Annotated in this window: 18 protein-coding genes and 1 pseudogene; 8 read left to right on the top strand and 11 right to left on the bottom strand. The window is 59.0% G+C overall.

The window, feature by feature from the left end; all coding sequences use genetic code 11:
* Positions 1–21: 21 nt before the first annotated feature.
* The 8 genes and pseudogenes from flgH to flgB all read right to left on the bottom strand — a co-directional run bounded on the left by flgH (position 22) and on the right by flgB (position 4,860).
* Entirely contained in the window at positions 22–747 is a 726-nt protein-coding gene (gene flgH / locus QRN55_RS13310; protein ID WP_111840876.1) for a flagellar basal body L-ring protein FlgH, read from the bottom strand.
* The gene (locus QRN55_RS13305; protein ID WP_284777032.1) at positions 744–1,271 is read right to left on the bottom strand and encodes a MotE family protein; all 528 of its coding nucleotides are present in this window, start codon (positions 1,269–1,271) and stop codon (positions 744–746) included. The genes flgH and QRN55_RS13305 overlap by 4 nt, the downstream gene beginning before the upstream one ends.
* Positions 1,271–2,308, bottom strand: a pseudogene (locus QRN55_RS13300) (flagellar basal body P-ring protein FlgI); the annotation flags it as partial. The gene QRN55_RS13305 and the pseudogene QRN55_RS13300, both read right to left, overlap by 1 nt.
* An 83-nt stretch (positions 2,309–2,391) precedes the next feature.
* Positions 2,392–2,880: a flagellar basal body P-ring formation chaperone FlgA gene (gene flgA, locus QRN55_RS13295; RefSeq protein ID WP_284777030.1), complete on the bottom strand. Its 489-nt coding sequence runs from the start codon at positions 2,878–2,880 to the stop codon at positions 2,392–2,394.
* Between the two features lie 17 nt (positions 2,881–2,897).
* On the bottom strand, positions 2,898–3,686 hold the full coding sequence (gene flgG, locus QRN55_RS13290) for a flagellar basal-body rod protein FlgG (protein ID WP_111840880.1): 789 nt from the start codon (positions 3,684–3,686) through the stop codon (positions 2,898–2,900).
* 18 nt (positions 3,687–3,704) lie between these two features.
* Positions 3,705–4,052, bottom strand: a complete 348-nt coding sequence (gene fliE, locus QRN55_RS13285; protein WP_111840881.1) for a flagellar hook-basal body complex protein FliE — start codon at positions 4,050–4,052, stop codon at positions 3,705–3,707.
* Positions 4,053–4,054: 2 nt separating this feature from the next.
* Complete coding sequence (flgC, locus tag QRN55_RS13280) at positions 4,055–4,468, bottom strand: flagellar basal body rod protein FlgC (RefSeq protein ID WP_111840882.1); 414 nt, start codon at positions 4,466–4,468, stop codon at positions 4,055–4,057.
* 2 nt (positions 4,469–4,470) lie between these two features.
* Entirely contained in the window at positions 4,471–4,860 is a 390-nt protein-coding gene (flgB, locus tag QRN55_RS13275; RefSeq protein ID WP_111840883.1) for a flagellar basal body rod protein FlgB, read from the bottom strand.
* Between the two features lie 214 nt (positions 4,861–5,074).
* Between flgB and QRN55_RS13270 the strand changes: the two genes are divergently transcribed.
* Positions 5,075–6,871 (top strand): GumC domain-containing protein, encoded by a 1,797-nt coding sequence (locus tag QRN55_RS13270; protein ID WP_284777029.1) that lies wholly within the window; start codon positions 5,075–5,077, stop codon positions 6,869–6,871.
* 81 nt (positions 6,872–6,952) lie between these two features.
* Positions 6,953–7,852, top strand: a complete 900-nt coding sequence (gene folD / locus QRN55_RS13265; protein ID WP_284777028.1) for a bifunctional methylenetetrahydrofolate dehydrogenase/methenyltetrahydrofolate cyclohydrolase FolD — start codon at positions 6,953–6,955, stop codon at positions 7,850–7,852.
* A 19-nt stretch (positions 7,853–7,871) separates the two neighbouring features.
* Here folD and QRN55_RS13260 read toward each other — a convergent pair whose 3' ends face one another.
* A complete protein-coding gene (locus QRN55_RS13260) occupies positions 7,872–8,894 on the bottom strand; it encodes a substrate-binding domain-containing protein (RefSeq protein WP_284777027.1) in 1,023 nt (340 codons plus the stop codon).
* Positions 8,895–9,179: 285 nt separating this feature from the next.
* Between QRN55_RS13260 and QRN55_RS13255 the strand changes: the two genes are divergently transcribed.
* The 6 genes from QRN55_RS13255 (at position 9,180) to QRN55_RS13230 (ending at position 16,278) form a co-directional block, all read left to right on the top strand.
* On the top strand, positions 9,180–10,541 hold the full coding sequence (locus QRN55_RS13255) for an ABC transporter substrate-binding protein (protein ID WP_284777026.1): 1,362 nt from the start codon (positions 9,180–9,182) through the stop codon (positions 10,539–10,541).
* Between the two features lie 110 nt (positions 10,542–10,651).
* Positions 10,652–11,665, top strand: a complete 1,014-nt coding sequence (locus QRN55_RS13250; protein WP_173996084.1) for a carbohydrate ABC transporter permease — start codon at positions 10,652–10,654, stop codon at positions 11,663–11,665.
* A gap of 1 nt (position 11,666) precedes the next feature.
* Positions 11,667–12,827: a carbohydrate ABC transporter permease gene (locus tag QRN55_RS13245; RefSeq protein ID WP_111840888.1), complete on the top strand. Its 1,161-nt coding sequence runs from the start codon at positions 11,667–11,669 to the stop codon at positions 12,825–12,827.
* Between the two features lie 7 nt (positions 12,828–12,834).
* Positions 12,835–14,511, top strand: coding sequence for a beta-galactosidase BglA (gene bglA, locus QRN55_RS13240; protein WP_233135923.1), 1,677 nt, complete (start codon positions 12,835–12,837; stop codon positions 14,509–14,511).
* 20 nt (positions 14,512–14,531) lie between these two features.
* Complete coding sequence (locus tag QRN55_RS13235; protein WP_284777025.1) at positions 14,532–15,620, top strand: ABC transporter ATP-binding protein; 1,089 nt, start codon at positions 14,532–14,534, stop codon at positions 15,618–15,620.
* A gap of 301 nt (positions 15,621–15,921) precedes the next feature.
* Positions 15,922–16,278 (top strand): hypothetical protein, encoded by a 357-nt coding sequence (locus QRN55_RS13230; protein ID WP_162694688.1) that lies wholly within the window; start codon positions 15,922–15,924, stop codon positions 16,276–16,278.
* A gap of 9 nt (positions 16,279–16,287) precedes the next feature.
* Here QRN55_RS13230 and QRN55_RS13225 read toward each other — a convergent pair whose 3' ends face one another.
* Positions 16,288–16,608, bottom strand: a complete 321-nt coding sequence (locus QRN55_RS13225) for a nuclear transport factor 2 family protein (protein WP_284777183.1) — start codon at positions 16,606–16,608, stop codon at positions 16,288–16,290.
* Positions 16,609–16,655: 47 nt separating this feature from the next.
* Positions 16,656–18,476 carry a phosphogluconate dehydratase gene (gene edd / locus QRN55_RS13220; protein WP_284777024.1) on the bottom strand — a complete coding sequence of 607 codons (1,821 nt, stop codon included), beginning with the start codon at positions 18,474–18,476 and terminating at the stop codon, positions 16,656–16,658.
* Between the last annotated feature and the right edge of the window lie 82 nt (positions 18,477–18,558).

Genomic DNA, 18,558 nt, shown 5'->3' with positions numbered 1-18,558 from the left:
GCACTTGTATCGCTGCGTCGATCAGATCGGCGAGAACATATCCGCGATCTGCTGGCCCACCGGTGGCTGCTGGATTTCCGTGATGCGGCCACGGCCACCGTAGGAAATACGGGCTTCCGCGATCTTCTCGTAGGAAATGGTGTTTTCGGAATTGACGTCCTGAGGACGCACGATACCGGCGACGTTCAGAATGCGAACTTCGTGGTTGACGCGCACTTCCTGCGAACCGCTGATCAGAAGATTGCCGTTTTCCAGAATGCCGGTGACGACGGCTGCCACCAGAAGCGTCAGCTTTTCAGCACGGCTGATGGTGCCTTTGCCGTTGGACTCGCTGGTGTTGTCGAAGCTGAGCGTGGAATCCGCCTGCGGCTTCCAGCCGAGAATTTCGGCATTCGCTTTCCAGCCGGTCTCACGGTTGTTCTTCTTCGTGCGGTCGGTCTCGTTGTCGAACGACGCCTTGTCGTTGATCTGGATGTTGACCGTCAGGATGTCGCCGATGTTGAGGGCGCGTGCATCCTTGAACAGGGCCGCCTTGCTGTCGCTCCACAGCGAGTAGCCGCTGGCCGCGCGCAATGGCTGCTTGGGATAGGAGGCAAGCTGCGGCGCCTGGCTAAACTGCAATCCGCTGCCGATCGGGCTCATGGCGGGTGCGTTGCCGATTTCCTTCAGCGTCTGGTTCTGGGTGATGCTGGAGCAACCGGAAAGAACGCTTGCAGCGGAAAGGACAAGAATGAGCGCTTTGTTCATGACGGATCTCTTGATGTGGTTTTGTCGGACGCGCTGGACATGATCCCGGCGACCATGGCTGCCTTCTTGGCATCCATTTCGGCCAGTATCAGGCCGGATTGTCGTGGCGGTAGCTTCATGATGATGGCTGCCGCAAGGATGGGATTGACCTCGGCGAGCTGCGGTGCGGCGGCATCCGCCTTCATCGTCTTGTAGACGTTGACGAGGTTCGCGTCGGCCTGCGCCATGAAGTCGTTGCGGCGTTTCAGCCAGTCTTCATACTCGGCCTTGCGCGCTTCCATGACGGCAATGCGGTTGTCCACGTCCGCTTGCAGCTTTTCCAGATCCTGCTTTTGCAGAACATAGCGCTGGTCGCGGGCCTGATCGATGACGTTGGTGCAATATTGCTGAATTTCCTGCCCACTGGTGTCGCCGGTGGTGACGCGCACCTGTTCCTGCGCGCGTGCGGAGGGAAGGGCGGCTGTCAGAAGAAACAGCGCGATCAGCGTGCGGCGAGGGGTGAGGATGTCTGCGAATTTAGCCATCATTGTAGCACCAGTTCTGCTTGCAGCGCACCGGCTGACTTGATGCCCTGAAGAATGGCGATGATACCATCGGGCTTGACGCCGATATTGTTGAGACCGGCCACCAGCGAGCGAAGGTTCGGGCCGTTGAGAACGGCAACCGGGCCGCCCTTGTCGATAACAGAGATATCCGTTTGCGGCTGCACGGCAGTCTGTCCGCGGCTGAATGGCTGCGGCTGGATGACCTGCGGCGTCTCGGTAACCTGAACGGTGAGCGTGCCGTAGCTGACGGCGACCTGCGAAATGCGGACGTCGGCGCCGATCACGATGGTGCCCGTGCGCTCGTTGATCACGACCTTGGCGGGTGTGTCGGTGATGACAGCAAGGTTTTCGATGCTGGCCATCAACCGTGTAAGGTCTGCGGTGCGGGGCTTCTGGATGAAAACGACCTGGCTGTCACGCGCTTCGGCAATCGGTTCACCGAAAGCCGTGCGGGCATAGCCGTTGATGGCGTCTGCGATGCGGGTCGATGTCGAGAAATCCGGGTTGCGCAGTTGCAGCACGAGATTGACGGAGTCCTTGAACTGGGATGGCAGCTCGCGCTCGATGATCGCGCCGCTGGGCACGCGCCCTGCGGTCGTCACGCCCTGAGTCACCTGTGCAGCCTGTCCCTCGGCATTGAAACCGGATACGATGACGGAGCCCTGTGCGACGGCGTAGATCTGGCCATCGGCGCCGGACATGGACGTCATGATCAACGTGCCGCCACGCAGCGACGATGCGTCGCCGAGCGAGCTGACATTGACATCGAGCCTGCTGCCGGGGCTGGCAAAGGGTGGAAGATTGGCCGTGACCATGACGGCGGCGACATTCTTGGAGCCGGTCTGGTTGCCCTGCATGGAAATGCCGAGATTTTGCAACATGGCGCGCATGGACTGTTCGGTGAAGGGAGATGAGCGCATGCTGTCGCCCGAGCCCTGAAGACCGACGACGAGGCCGTAACCGATCAACTGGTTTTCACGACCGGCCTGGAGGGACGCGATATCCTTGATGCGCGCATTCGCTTCGGAATAGGCCTCTGGCGCCGACCCGAACAGCGTGGCGACGATCAAGGCGGCAGAGATGATGCCCTGACGGAAACTCATTTTTGGAAAACCTCCACAGTTCCATCCTGCATCGCCGTTCCGCTGATGGTGACGCCCGTATCGCGGTTACGAACGCGGACGATTTCGCCTGCCATGCCGTCTTCGACTGCGGTGCCGGATGCTGAGAGGTTCATGCCGCCCATGCTGTAGACGATACGGATGGTGGCCCCGCGCTGGATGGCGAAGGGGTCACGAAGGTCGCCGACCTGAATGGTCCGGCCGGCAACCAGTGTGCGTTTGGAAACCTTGCCCACCACGGTCTGGATGCTTTCGGCATAGCCGGGCGCGAGATTGGGGTTGGTCACCAGAACTTCCGTCACGCGTTCGCGGGTGATGGTGTCGCCGGGGAAAATGGTGCCAGTCGGTACAACGGCGTGTCCTTGCTGCGAAAGTGCGGCTTGGGGCGCAAGCGCCATCAGACCGACCATGAGCGCCAGCGCCGGTGTGCAGAGACTGCCAGGCACGATTTTCGGGCGAAACTTCATGTTACCCTACCTTTGCGTTACTTCAGGTTCTGGCTGACGATCGTTGCCATCTCGTCGGCGGTGGTGATGACCTTGGAGTTCATTTCATAGGCGCGCTGCGCGGAAATGAGGTCGGTGATTTCCTTGACGGAGTCGACATTCGAGCTTTCGAGGTAACCCTGCTTGATGTAACCGAAGCCTACGGTCTGCGGTGTTGCCGTTACAGGATTGCCGGATGCTTCAGTCTGCGAAAACAGATTGTCGCCCAGTGGCTTCAGACCCGCTTCGTTGGCGAAGTTGCTGAGGTTCAACTGGCCGAGTTCCGTCAGGGTTTCAGCCGTGCCGATGCGGGCCGACACGATACCATCCGTGCTGATCGTGACCTGCGTCGCGTCGGTTGGAATGGTGATGTTGGGCTGAACGCCGTAACCGTCGATCGTGACCAGACGTCCGGTCGAATCCTTGTTCAGGGCGCCAGCACGTGTGTAGAGCGTGTTGCCATCGGGACCATCGACCTGAAGCCAGCCCTTGCCGACGATTGCGACGTCGAGGTCGTTGCTGGTCTGGGAAATTTCGCCCTGAATGTGCAGCTTGCGCACGGCGGATGTCTGCACACCCAGACCGATATTGGCGCCTTCCGGCACCACGGACTGGTTGGCACGGTTCATCACGCCCTGTGCGCGTTCCGTCTGGTACAAAAGGTCGGTAAACTCGGCGCGGCCGCGCTTGAACGCGGTCGTGTTGATGTTCGCGATGTTGTTCGCGATGACCTCAAGGTTTGTCTGCTGGGCGTCCATGCCCGTCGCTGCGATGGCTAGTGCTCTCATTTTTTATGTCCTTCAGCGTCAAATCTGCATTTTCACGATGTCGAGATAGGCCGAGACGATCTTGTCTCGCAGCGCAACCGCGGTCTTGAGTGTCTGGTCCGCCTGCATCACGGCATCCACCACTTCGCGCGTGTCGGCCTTGCCCTGAATGCCGGCAAAGGACATCGCTTCACCCTTTTTCAAGGAATCGATGGCATCGGTTGCCACGCCGCCCAGCACGCTGGCAAAGGTCGGGCCGGTGGCAACGGTTGCGGCGGTGGAGACGGCGCTTTCGGCGAGCGAGCCGAGGCTGGACGACACACCTTTGATGCTGTCCATTGCGGAATTGCCCGTCAGTGATTTCAGGCTGCTAATTGAGTCGATCATCACTAACCCTTCAGTAAGTCGATGGTGGAGCTGATCAGGTCGCGGGTCTGCTTGATGACCTGAAGATTGGCGTCATAGCTGCGGTTGGCTTCGCGAAGGTCGGCCATCTCGATCAGCATGTTGACGTTCGGAAGCTTGACCATGCCTTTTGCATCGGCGGCCGGGCTGTCTGGATCGTATTCCTGCGTGAAATCGGAACGGTCGACGCCCAGCTTCTTGACCTCTACGAGGTTCGTCTGGGTGGCGCGGTCCATTTCCGTTGCGAAGGTAATCGTCTTGCGGCGATAAGGATCGGCACCGGGGGTGTCGCCTGTGGTGCGAGAGTTGGCGATATTTTCCGAGACGATGCGCAGGCGCGTTGCCTGGGCTTCCATCCCGCTGCCTGCGATCTTCATTGAAGACGAAAGACTATCCATTTTTATTTGCCCACCGCGGTCAACATCATGTTGTGAAAGGAGCGAACGAGCTGCGTGTTCAGGTCATACTGACGCTTGATCTCGCCCGTTTTCGCCATTTCGGTCGAAAGGGAAACGGAGTTGCCGGATTCCTGCATGCCGATTTCATTGGCCAGAGGCGCATCCGTCAGGCCGATCTTGCCAGCACCGGTAACTGCCAGTTCCATGTGCGCTGCATTGGTACGTGCCATCTGCATGCCGACCGACTGCAATTCCGTGTCGAAAGGAACGATGTCCTTGGCACGGAACTTTGGCGTGTTGGCATTTGCAATGTTGCTGGCGACGACTTCTTGACGCACAGAAAGCCATTCGGCCTGCCGGGATGCCAGCGAGAAGAGCTGAATCGGCTGCATGACAATTCTCCGTGTTTAACTTGTCCCCGGTTTAGGTCGACAATCTTGCGCGGGACTTACCGGCGATGGCTTTCTTGAGCAGGTTCGGAAATGCGACCTGTCTGTGCTGTTTTGGCCGCTATTAACCATTTGTTTGCCTTGTCGCTTTAGGGTTCGTTTATATTTACACCAGCGGAATTCCGGCCTGGACACGCTGTAACCCCATGGGTTTGCAATGGTTTTTGAGAGCAAAAGACTCGGCCTGCCAAATTGGACTGTGCTTCGCAGCAAGCTGGGGCCAGCGTCCCTGCGCCACTCTTTGCTGTCTGCGGGGGTTGCCGTCTCGCTGACGGCGTCCGGTCTTCTCTTGCCGGGCATGCTGCTCAACCCAGGACTTCAGGGCTATGTCTCGGAGGCCAGCGTCAAGGTTTCCAACCCGCGCGCCAACGCACCGGGCATACAGCGCCTTGCGGTTCATTTGCAGGAGACATTACTGTCGCCGATGACGCTCGGCTTGATGGTGTCGGAGATGAAACTGCAGCCGCAGGACCTGACCGGCACTCAAACGCCGGGCTACCTCTCCATCATCATGGACCTCTTGGCAGGCGGTGGACAGGACATCACCACACTTGCCGGTGCCACCGAAACGGCATTGAAGAACGCAGTGAGGATTTCGTCTGCGCCTTCCAGCGACGAGATCGACATCGACGTCACCGCAGCCACGCCGGACGCATCGCAGCGGATTGCCGACTATCTTGCCATCCGCGTCGTTAGGGAAATCGGCGCAGAGCGGCACGATCCGCAGCTTCAGGCCGTCGAAACGGCGCGCGTGGCCCTCGACAGTGCCGAGGCGGCGCTGACCGGCTTCCAGATGCGGCATGGCAATGATGCCGTATCCCGCATTCAGGGCTTGCAGCAGAGCATACGTGAAGAGGAAGCGACAACCGCGACGCTTGCAGCCCGCGACCGCGAGCTTGGCGACGTCCTGTCGTCGGCGACCTCGATGAAACTTGACGATGTGTTGAGCCGCACTTTGCCTGCAATGGCGGAGTTTATGCCGCTGGAAACCATCCGCCAGAGCTACACGACGGCAAAGCTGGCCTTGGCCGACGTAAGCGTCGATCACGGCCCGAAACATCCGCGCACCATTGCGGCCCAGACCACGCTGGATGCCGCGCGCGCCACAGCGATGCCTGCCTTGCGCCGGGTGCGTGAATCGCTGGCGCAGGAAAAAACGACGGTGAAAGCCGCACTCGATGCGCATGCCAGCGTCCGTGCTGATCTAGATAATCAGTTGCAGGCCATGGGTGACGCGCCCGCTGATCTCGCACGGCTTGAAACGGCGCTGGAAAAGGCACGCAGCAATTACATCATCTCTAGCCAGGCGGCGGGCACCTTCTCGCCCGCTCCCCGCATCAGCGCCGCCGTTTCCGACGCAGCGCAGCCCGGCGTGGCCAACTACGACAGCTTTACCGCAACCGCCATGGCTCTGGCTGGCGGTGCCGCCGGTCTGCTGATGGCGCTTCTGGTCCTCAGCTTCAAGCGCAGGCAAGACAGCGAAGAGCAGGTCGAAACCATCGTGGCGTTCGAGCCTGATGTCGTTGCCATTGCTGACGAGATCGAAGTCGAGGCGGCACCCGTTGCAGCGATCGAGCCCGGCATCTTCGAGGATTTGGCACCTTCCAAGGGTGAAATCGAGCCCGAACAGCTTGTCTTGGTCGAGGACGTCGCCGAGACCATGGAACACGAGCTGCCAGCCTTAGATACGGATCATGATCAGCCCGCAAATGACATGCCGCTCGACCAGCGGGTGCGGCAGGTGTTGATGCGCAACGCCGTGCCTGCGACACCCACCGAAAGTGCCGCGCCGGTCTTCAAACTGCCGCCGTTGCTGGCTGCGGCTGTGGCAGGCAAGGCTGAGCATCCGCAAGCCGAGACGGCAGAACTGCGGGCATTGCGTCAGGAACTGGTTGTCCTTCGCGAACGTCTTCATGAACTTGCGCAGGAAGAGCGCGACCGCGGCCACGCCTGATTTCATCTTTTCCCTTGCATTCCCACAGGCCCCGCAGCATTAGGGCGATAGACAGCTATCTTGTTCTAAGGAGGCAGGCATATGGCAGTGGTAATCGACGGCAAGGCGAAGGCGGCATCTGTTACGGCAACCGTTCGCGAGGCGGCGGAACGTCTGGAACAACAGACGGGCGTCAAACCCGGACTTGCCGTTGTGATCGTTGGCAACGACCCGGCCAGCCATGCTTATGTGAATTCCAAGAGCAAGACGGCCAAGGAATGCGGCTTCAATTCCATCCAGCACACGCTGGCGGAAGACACCACGCAGGCTGAGCTTGAAGCGCTGGTCGCCACCTTGAATGCGGATGCGTCCATCCACGGCATTCTGGTGCAACTACCGCTGCCGAAACATCTTGATGCAGATCCCGTCATCCAGTCCATTCTGCCGGAAAAGGATGTGGACGGGCTGAGCTTCGTCAACGCCGGAAAGCTGGCAACCGGCGATATGGCAACGGGACTGATTTCCTGCACTCCAGCAGGCTCCATGCTTCTGGTTCGCAGCATTCACGGAGACGACCTTTCCGCCCTCAACGCCGTGGTCGTCGGTCGTTCCAACCTGTTCGGCAAGCCGATGGGGCAATTGCTGCTCAACGCCAATGCGACCGTGACGATGGCCCATTCGCGCACCAAGGATCTGGCCGCCGTTTGCCGCAACGCAGATATTCTGGTCGCTGCCGTTGGCCGTCCGCAGATGGTCAAGGCCGATTGGATCAAGCCAGGTGCGACGGTTATCGATGTCGGCATCAACCGTATTCCCGCACCTGAAAAGGGCGAGGGCAAATCGCGGCTGGTGGGGGATGTCGCCTATGATGAGGCGAGCACTGTCGCCGCAGCCATCACGCCCGTTCCGGGTGGTGTCGGGCCGATGACGATCGCGATGCTGATGGCCAATACGGTCATTGCCGCACACCGCGCGTTTGGAAAACCCGCACCGACATTCTGATGAGATGGCAGAATAAGGCTCAGCCTTGTGCTGGGCCAGTTGATCCGCGCACCACGAGTTCCGCCTTCCACAACTCCTGAAGGCTGTCCTTTTCGCCGCTCTTGATCTGCCCGATCAGCCGCTCGGCAATCCGCGCGCCTGCCGCCCGCAGCGATGACCGAGTGGTGGTCAGCGGAACGGAGAAATTGACGGGTTTCAGCAGCGGCAACACGTCGTCATGGGCGATGACCGATATATCCTTGCCGGGTTTCAGCCCCCGTTGATTGAGTGCCCTGACAGCACCCAGTGCCAGAGCCGTTGAGGCACAGATGACGGCAGTGGGCCGATCTGTGCGCGACAGCAGCGCCTCCATCTTCACGTAACCGGCCTCATCGCTCATGAAACTGTGGCTGATATTGTCAGGGTTGAGCGTGCCACCATGTTCGCCAAGCGCCGCCGCCACGCCGCGCTGACGGCGAAAGGTGAAGTCGTAACCTTCAGGCCCATTCAGCAGCGCAATATTGCGATGGCCGAGTTGTAAGAGAAGCGAGGTCGCATCGCGAAACGCCGTCTCATTGTCGACGTCGAGATAGGGGTAGTCCGTTTCCACGCCCCAGGAACGACCATGCACCATGAAGGGGATCGACAGGTTCTGCATCATCGCGATGCGCGGATCGTTCTTCTTCATATAGGCGAGATAGATGCCATCGACGCTGCCGCTTGCGGCAAGCTCCCGCAATGCCTCTTCCTCATCAGCCGGATCGGTCGGCATGATCACGAGATGGAAGCCGTTGCGGGCGGATGCCTCGCCAAGCCCGCTCAAAAACTCACCGAAATGCACGTCGGATTGATGCTCCGGCCCGGTCGGCATGACCAGACCGATGGAGCCCATCTTGCCGGTTGCCAAGCGCTGGGCTGCGGCATTGGGTCTGTAACCGGTTTTCTGCGCGGCCTCGATGATCCTGCGCCGTGTCTCGGCGTTGACTTCGGGATAGCCATTGAGCGCACGGCTGATGGTGGTCTGGGAAATGCCGAGCAGCTGCGACAATTGCTTCAGGTTCATGGTGCGCAGCCCTCCTTTTTCATTCTCCACCCATGGAACCTTTATTCGCTAAGGGAGTTCCCAAACCGCTTTGGAGATTAGCAATTCTTATGGATGGTCACAATTGTAAAGTGATATTTTCTGCCCCACAATCGTTTTATTGCACTGCGGTAGGCGGACACAAGCCGTCATAGTTGCGCAGAGGTCTTGACTCCTGTTCCATCTCAGTGAGATGAATAGGTAGCCAAAGCGCTTTGAAGATTTTTTGCGGGTGATAGCCTGACAATGTGATGGGAGGAAAATCACATGAAAAAGACTTTCTGGACGACCGTGGCCATCGCCACATTTCTGTCGGGAGCAGCCTTTGCGGCGGAGCTCAAATTCAAGCCCGGCGAAGACGCCAAGTTCAACTGGAAAAGCTACGAAGACTTCAAAACCGCAAATGCCAGCCTGAAGGGCGAAACGCTGACGATCTTCGGCCCATGGCGTGGTGAAGACGAAGCGCTGTTCCAGTCGGTTCTGGCCTATTTCGGCGAAGCGACCGGCGTCAACGTCCGCTACTCCTCCTCAGAGAACTACGAGCAGCAGATCGTCATCGATACGCAGGCCGGCTCCCCTCCCAATGTCGCGATCCTGCCGCAGCCGGGCCTTCTGGCCGACCTCGCTGCCAAGGGTCTGCTGACGCCGCTGGGCGATGAGACGGCCAATTGGGTCAAGGAAAACTACGGCGCGGGCCAGTCCTGGGTCGATCTGGGCATGTACCCCGGCAAGGATGGCCAGAAGGCCTATTTCGCATTTCCATTCAAAGCCGACGTGAAATCGCTGGTCTGGTACGTGCCTGAAAACTTCGAAGAAGCAGGCTACAAGGTTCCAGAAAGCGTTGAAGACCTCATCAAGCTCAGCGACCAGATTGTAAAAGACGGCGGCACGCCTTGGTGCATCGGTCTGGGTTCCGGCGGTGCGACGGGTTGGCCCGGCACCGACTGGGTCGAAGACTTCATGCTGCGCACCCAGCCGCTGGATGTCTACCTGAAGTGGACGACGAACGAGGTGAAGTTCAACGATCCACGCGTCGTTGCCGCCATCGAGGAATTCGGCAAATTCGCCAAGAACGATAAATATGTCTCCGGTGGCGTTGCAGCCGTTGCCTCCACGGACTTCCGCGATAGCCCCAAGGGCCTCTTCGACATTCCGCCGAAGTGCTACCTGCATCGCCAGGCATCGTTCATTCCATCCTTCTTTCCTGAGGGCACGAAGGTCGGAACGGACGTTGATTTCTTCTACATGCCGACATTTGCCTCCAAGCCAGAGCTTGGAAAGCCGGTTCTGGGTGCGGGAACGCTGTTCACTATCACCAAGGATTCCAAGGCTGCGCGCGCCTTCGTCGGGTTCCTGAAGACGCCGATTGCCCATGAAGTCTGGATGGCACAATCCGGCTTCCTGACGCCCTACAAGAACGTCAACCTTGATACCTATGCCAGCGAGCAGACCAAGCGTCAGGGACAAATTCTGACCGGCGCGACGAGCTTCGGCTTCGATGGTTCTGACCTGATGCCCGGCAAGATCGGTGCTGGCGCCTTCTGGACCGGCATGGTCGATTTCGTCGGCGGCAAGTCTGCGCAGCAGGTGGGCGACGATATTCAAAAGGCCTGGGACGGACTGAAATAAACAGATGCTCCGCCCGGCAGTGGGAAGTCATTGCCGGGCCGTTCTTTGCAGGTGCCTGCATGGCGGCCATTGCGCCGCTTCGGGCACAGACGGAATAACGGGGAGGGAACATGATTACCCAGATCGTTTCGGCGCTCGGCGTGATGATCGTCGGCGTCTTCGCCTGCGCCGCCTATTACTGGCTTTCGGACAAGGCGCTGCAATTCATCTTCCCGCTGAAGGACGGAGACGTCATTCACGCCTCCCGCAACCTGAACCGGCGGGCAGCCGTTCGGCCTTGGCTCTTCGTCGGTCCGGCGCTGCTGCTGCTCACCGTCTATCTCGTTTATCCCGTCATCGCGACCTTCATCCTGTCTTTCCATGACAGAACCGGCGATAATTTCGTTGGTCTCGCGAACTATCGCTGGGCGTTTTTCGATGCCGGTTTCCGCCAGTCGATTTTCAACAACATCCTCTGGCTTGCCGTCGTGCCCGCCGCCTGCACATTCTTCGGCCTCGTCATCGCGGTCATGACCGACCGCATCTGGTGGGGCAATATCGCCAAATCCATTGTCTTCATGCCGATGGCCATTTCCTTCGTCGGCGCATCGGTCATCTGGAAGTTCATCTACGAATATCGTGGCGAGGGGCAGGTTCAGATCGGCCTTCTGAACGCCATCGTCGAGTTCTTCGGCGGCAACCCGGAAGTGTGGATTTCCATGCCCTTCTGGAACAATTTCTTTTTGATGGTCATCCTCATTTGGATTCAGACCGGCTTTGCCATGGTCATCCTATCAGCGGCCCTGCGCGGCATTCCAGAGGAAACCGTAGAGGCCGCTGTCATCGATGGTGCCAATGGCTGGCAAATCTTCTGGAAAATCCTCGTGCCGCAGATCTGGGGCACCATCGCTGTGGTCTGGACGACCATCACCATTCTCGTTCTCAAGGTCTTCGATATCGTGCTGACCATGACCAACGGGCAATGGAACACTATGGTTCTCGCCAACCTCATGTTCGACTGGATGTTCCGTGGTGGTGGCGATAGCGGACGCAGCGCCGTCATTGCACTCGTCATCATGGCAGCGGTCACGCCGATCATGATCTGGAACATCCGCCAGGCCAACAGCGAAATGGAGGGCCGCTGATATGAGCATCGCAACCCGCATTCGCCGCGTCGGCCTGCCACGCCTCATCGTTCATATCAGTGTTCTCTTTGTCGTGCTGCTCTGGCTTTTGCCGACGCTCGGCATTCTCGTCAGCTCGCTGCGTGACAAGGACCAGCTCGTGGTTTCCGGCTGGTGGACGGCCTTTTCCAGTTCCAGCCAGACGCAGGCATCACGCTTGGCCGACCCCGCAACGCAAAAACAGGAAGGCGATCGTTTCGTCATCGCTGGCAACGTCTTCGAGAATGGTGCCGGTGGCAAGATTTCGGCCTTCGGAGTGCGCGTGCAGGAACCGGCTGCTTTCGAGGCTGGCACAACGGCTGATCTGGGCGATGGCGAAAGCCTCGTCATCAACGAAGACGGCACCTATCAATATAGCAAGAATGCGAGCTTCGAAGGCTCGCGTGCCAAGCGCGTCTATCTGGCCGTTGCCACGCCGCCGATTTTCACGCTCGATAACTATCGCACCGTGCTGACATCCGAAGGCATCGGCCAATCCTTCGTCAACTCGCTGACGGTCGCCATTCCCGCGACGGTGATCCCGATCCTCATCGCAGCCTTTGCGGCTTACGCGCTCTCGTGGATGAAGTTTACCGGTCGCTCGTTGATGATTGCCATGGTCGTCGGCCTCATCGTGGTGCCGTTACAGATGTCGCTCATCCCGCTGTTGCAGCTCTACAACTGGATCGGCAATGTGTTTGGCGTGCCATCCAAGACATATGCAGGCATCTGGTTGGCGCACACTGCATTCGGTCTGCCGCTCGCCATCTATCTGCTGCGCAACTACATTGCCGGTCTTCCCAAAGAGATCATCGAAAGCGCGCGGGTCGATGGTGCCAGCGATTTCGAAATCTTCGTCAAGATCATTCTGCCGCTGTCGTTCCCGGCACTCGCATCCTTCTCGATCTTCCAGTTCCTGTGGACATGGAACGACCTTCTGGTCGCCATGGTTTTCCTCGGCACGCAGAAGGACGAGCTGGTGCTGACGGGTGCCCTGAACGCGCTGCTCGGTTCGCGCGGCGGCAACTGGGAAATCCTCACCGCATCGGCCTTCGTCACCATTATCGTGCCGCTCTGCGTTTTCTTTGCCCTCCAACGTTACCTTGTGCGCGGGCTGCTGACGGGCTCGGTCAAGGGAGGCTGATACATCCATGAATGCCCATACCACACAGGATACTGCAATGACGTCTTCTGCTCTCGTGCGCGATAAGGATTGGTGGCGCGGTGCCGTGATCTACCAGATCTATCCGCGCTCCTATCAGGATTCCAACGGCGATGGCATCGGCGATCTCAAGGGTATCACCTCGCGCCTGGAACACATCGCCAAGCTGGGTGCGGACGCGATCTGGATTTCGCCCTTCTTCACCTCGCCGATGAAAGACTTCGGCTACGACGTCTCCAACTACGTCGATGTCGATCCCATGTTCGGCACGCTGGCGGATTTCGATGGCCTGATTGCCGAAGCGCATCGCCTCGGCATTCGGGTCATGATCGACCTCGTGCTGTCGCACACGTCGGATCAGCATCCATGGTTCGTCCAAAGCCGCTCCAGCCGCCAGAACCCCAAGGCGGACTGGTATGTGTGGAGCGATGGCAAGCCGGATGGCACGCCACCCAACAATTGGCTGTCCATCTTCGGCGGTTCCGGCTGGCAGTGGGACCCGACCCGCATGCAATATTACATGCACAACTTCCTCACCTCGCAGCCGGACCTCAACCTGCATAACGAGGAAGTGCAGCAGGAACTGTTGAACATCACCCGCTTCTGGCTGGAGCGCGGCGTCGATGGCTTCCGTCTAGATACCATCAACTTTTACTTCCACGACAAGGAACTGCGCAACAACCCGGCGCTTGCCCCGGAGCGCCGGAATGCCTCCACAGCACCTGCCGTGAACCCCTATAATTTCCAGGAGCACATCTACGACAAGAACCGCCCAGAGAATATCGCCTTCCTCAAGCGCTTCCGTGCCGTGCTGGATGAGTTCCCGGATATCGCCGCTGTAGGTGAAGTGGGCGACAGCCAGCGCGGTCTCGAGATTGTAGGCGAATACACGTCCGGCGATGACAAGATGCAGATGTGCTACGCCTTCGAATTCCTGGCCCCGGATGCGCTGACCCCGCAGCGCGTGGCCGATGTACAGGCGGAATTCGCGCAAGCTGCGCCCGAGGGATGGGCCTGCTGGGCCTTTTCCAACCACGATGTCGTGCGCCATATCAGCCGTTGGGGCGATGTGGTGGAGGACAAGGATGCCTTCGCCAAGGTTCTGGCGGCACTGCTGATGACGCAGCGCGGCTCTGTCTGCATCTATGAAGGCGAAGAGCTTGGCCTGACTGAGGCCGATATCGCTTTTGAAGATTTGCAGGACCCCTACGGCATTCAGTTCTGGCCGGAATTCAAGGGTCGCGATGGTTGCCGCACGCCGATGGTCTGGGATGCGGGCCATGCGCTGGCAGGCTTCTCGACCGCCGAAAAGGGCTGGCTTCCCATTCCGCCGGAACACAAGCAGCGTGCTGTCAGTGCCCAACAAGGCGACGAGACATCGGTGCTGGAGCATTACCGCCGCTTCCTGACGTTCCGCAAACTGCATCCAGCCTTTGCAAAGGGCAAGATCGAGTTCCAGCCGGTGGTCGGTACTGTCTCGAGCTATACCCGCACGCTGGGCAACGAGACGGTGCTGTGCCTCTTCAACCTGTCGGCTGAACCCTCTGTGGCGACGCTGCCGGATGGTGACTGGCAGGTTCTGGATGGTCACGGCTTTACCGCAGAGCAGAGCGGCAACGATGTTACATTACCGGCATGGGGCGCTTTCTTCGCCCGCCACGCCTGAAGATTGAGGGAGGACACCGCATGACTGGCGTTATTCTGAAGGATATCCGCAAATCCTACGGGCAGGTCAAAGTCCTGCACGGTATCGATCTCGACATCAAACAGGGCGAATTCATCGTCTTCGTCGGCCCGTCCGGCTGCGGCAAGTCCACACTGCTGCGCATGATTGCCGGGCTGGAAGAGATCACCGGCGGCGAGATGTATATCGATGGCCAGCTGGTCAACGAAATCCCGCCTTCGCGGCGCGGCATTGCCATGGTGTTCCAGTCCTATGCGCTCTACCCGCACATGACGGTCTACGACAACATGGCCTTCGGCATGAAGATCGCCAAGGAAAACAAGCAGGAGATCGACCGCCGCGTGCGCGCCGCTGCCGATATTCTGCAATTGACGCAATATCTGGAGCGCCTGCCGAAGGCGCTCTCCGGCGGTCAGCGCCAGCGTGTTGCCATCGGTCGTGCCATCTGCCGCAACCCGAAGGTGTTCCTGTTCGACGAGCCGCTGTCCAACCTCGATGCCGCCCTGCGTGTCGCAACGCGCATCGAGATCGCCAAGCTGTCTGAGCAGATGGCAGATACCACCATGATCTACGTAACCCACGATCAGGTCGAGGCCATGACGTTGGCGGACCGCATCGTCGTGCTGAACGGTGGTCGTGTGGAACAGGTCGGTGCACCGCTCGACCTTTACGAAAACCCCGCCAATCTGTTCGTGGCGAAGTTTATAGGCTCTCCGGCCATGAACATCATCTCCGGCAAGGTGAAGACCACAGGTGCGCAGACGGCGCTGGAGCTTGCCGATGGCAAGTCGCTCATCGTCCCGATTGCGACGGCTGCGGGCGAAGAAAGCAAGGCCGCAGCCTTTGGCGTGAGGCCCGAAGACCTGTCCATTTCGACGGGTGACGATTATCTGTTCGAGGGCAAGGTTTCCATCGTGGAGGCGCTGGGCGAAGTGACGCTTTTGTACCTCGAGGCACCTGCCGGGCAGGAGCCGATCATCGTCAAGATACCGGGCATCGCGCAGGCCAAAAAAGGTCAGACTTTGCGCTTCTCCGCACCCGCTGAAAAGCTGCATCTCTTTGATGCGAACGGGCAGACATATCGCCGCTAAAAACGCTTGCGGAACGGCTTGTTAACCATAAAGATGAGCCGTTCCAAATTGCTATTATCCATAACATTTGTACAAAATTGAATTTTATCAGCAGGTTAAGCCGCGTGACGTTGCGTAGGCGGTGATGAAGTTGAATTATCCACAGCAAGATTTCGCATGTGTTTCATATCGAAACGGCGACAGGAATTCTTAAGGAGTTCTGGCTAGTCTTTATCCGTGAAAAATAACAAAAAGGATGACGGCAGTGAACGCCCGGGCGGACATCGGTAAACCCACCTATCTCAGCAAGGAAGAATCTTTCATGTACGACCGGGAAGGTCGTTTCAAAATGGAAGATACGATGAATGCCGCGCGCATCGAATATACCGAAAAGGCCGTGATGAACATGGCGTCGCGCCGCTGTGACGTCATCAAGATTTCGTATTCGGAAGCGATCCTTGCGCTGATGACGCAATACAATCTGCCGAAGCAATTCTATCTGGATATTCCAGACGCCCGCATCACCAAGATTGGTTGCGTGTTGTTGAAGGTCAATCCCAACAACACGATCCACGTTCGCTTCCTGCACCTTCTGAGCAAGAAGGACATGGACCGCATTTTCGTGTTCAGCACACACCCCGCGCACCGCGACCGCAAGCTCGATATCCGGGCCTGGTAGTCCTTAAGCTCAGCCGTGAAGCCTGGGCGTGCTGATTTTGAACCACGCCTTGGCAATCTTGCCATCCACGATCTCATAGATGCAGATGACGTCCAACTCCCCGGGACCGTTCGCGAAGGTGCGTGTGACGGTTTCATGGTCAACCACGGTGTTGCCCATCACGATGCGATGCAGCAGCTTGCCGTGCAGGTTTGGCTCTTTGAACCGCTCGACGTGTCTCTCGCGAATCTCTCCGGCAGTGCTGGCGACCAGTTGATCGGGGAAAACATAATACTCGCAATCATCAGCCCACCACGGCATGAACGCGTCGCGGGCATTATAGGCTTCCAGCTACATCTGCACCGGGTGGGCTGCGTCGTCTGGCCCCATGCTGTCGCTCAATGGGAAAACACGCTCGCGCCGTGATCTGCGGCACCGACGCTGCGTCGGAAGGGAGCGAAGAGTTCGCGGCCCATGCCCCATTCGTTGCCGGAAAGATCTGCCGTGGCAGGTTCGCGCTTGGACAGCTCGGCAGCCGAAACCAGAATTTCCAGCGTGCCGGAAATGGCGTCAAGACGGACGATATCGCCATCGCGGATGAGCGAGATCGGGCCGCAATCGACCGCTTCAGGCGTGACGTGGATGGCGGCTGGGACCTTGCCGGATGCGCCGGACATACGACCATCGGTGACCAGTGCGACATTAAAACCACGATCCTGCAACACACCAAGCGGTGGCGTAAGCTGGTGCAATTCGGGCATGCCATTGGCCTTCGGACCCTGGAAGCGGACCACGGCCACGAAATCGCGGTTCAGCTTGCCTTCCTTGAAGGCGGCCTGGAGGCTGTCCTGATCGTGGAAGATGATGGCCGGGGCCTCGATGATATGGCGCTCTGGCTTGACCGCAGAAATCTTGATGACGGCCTTGCCAAGATTGCCGCTCAGCATCTTCACGCCGCCGGTTGGCTGGAACGGCGTTTCGATGCCAGCGAGAACCTTCGGGTCATGGCTGACTTCCGGCGCGGCCGTGCGGGCTATCGCACCGTCTTCATCCAGTGTCGGCTCGATGGTGTAGGCTTCAAGCCCATGGCCGAACACGGTGCGCACGTCATCATGCACGAGACCCTGCTTCAGAAGCTGCTTGATGAGGAAGCCCATGCCACCTGCGGCGTGGAAATGGTTCACATCCGCCATGCCGTTCGGATAGACGCGGGCCAGAAGCGGCACGACGTCCGACAGATCGGAGATGTCCTGCCATGTCAGCACGATGCCTGCCGCGCGCGCCATGGCGATAAGGTGCATCGTGTGATTGGTGGAGCCACCCGTAGCGTGCAGACCAACGACGCCGTTGACGACGGAGCGCTCGTCGATCATCTCGCCCGCTGGCGTAAACTCGTTGCCCTGCGCGGTGATCGCCAGCGCCCGCTTGGTCGCCTCCCGCGTCATCGCATCGCGCAATGGCGTGTTGGGGTTGATGAAGGAGGAACCGGGCATATGGAAGCCCATGATTTCCATCAGCATCTGGTTGGAATTGGCGGTGCCATAGAACGTGCAGGTGCCAGGGCCGTGGTAGGATTTGGATTCGGCTTCCAGCAGTTCGGCGCGCCCAACCTTGCCTTCGGCATAGAGCTGGCGAATGCGGGACTTTTCGTCATTGGGCAGGCCCGACGTCATCGGCCCTGCGGGAATGAAGATCGAGGGCAGATGGCCGAAGGACAGCGCCGCGATCACCAGACCCGGTACGATCTTGTCGCAGACGCCGAGGAACAGGGCTGCATCGAACATATTATGCGACAGGCCGATGCCAGCCGCCATGGCAATTGCATCGCGCGAGAACAGCGAGAGCTCCATGCCCGGCTGCCCTTGCGTCACGCCATCACACATGGCGGGAACCGCACCCGCCACCTGCGCAATGCCGCCCGCTTCCTTGGCGGCTTCCCGGATCATGTTCGGGTAAACCTCAAACGGCTGATGCGCCGAGAGCATGTCGTTATAGGACGTGATGATGCCGAGATTTCCGACCCGGTCGCCGGCAAGGATGTCCTTGTCGGCGGGGGAACAGACCGCAAAACCGTGCGCCAGATTGGCGCAGGACAGAACGGAGCGATGCACACCCTTGGTTACCTGAAGCCGAAGCCTTTCGAGATAAATCTCGCGATAAGGTTTCGAGCGCTCGACGATACGGGCCGTGATAGCCTGAATACGCGGGTCGGCAGCCATGGGCGTTCATCCTGTCCTTCTGTAGATCATCGGCCAGACGCTTGGGACGTTGGCCGGTGATCCTGTTGCTGTTTAAAGCCTG

It is taken from the genome of Agrobacterium sp. lyk4-40-TYG-31, assembly GCF_030209855.1.
GTDB lineage: Bacteria > Pseudomonadota > Alphaproteobacteria > Rhizobiales > Rhizobiaceae > Agrobacterium > Agrobacterium vaccinii.
This window is presented reverse-complemented; position numbering and strand designations above follow the sequence as displayed.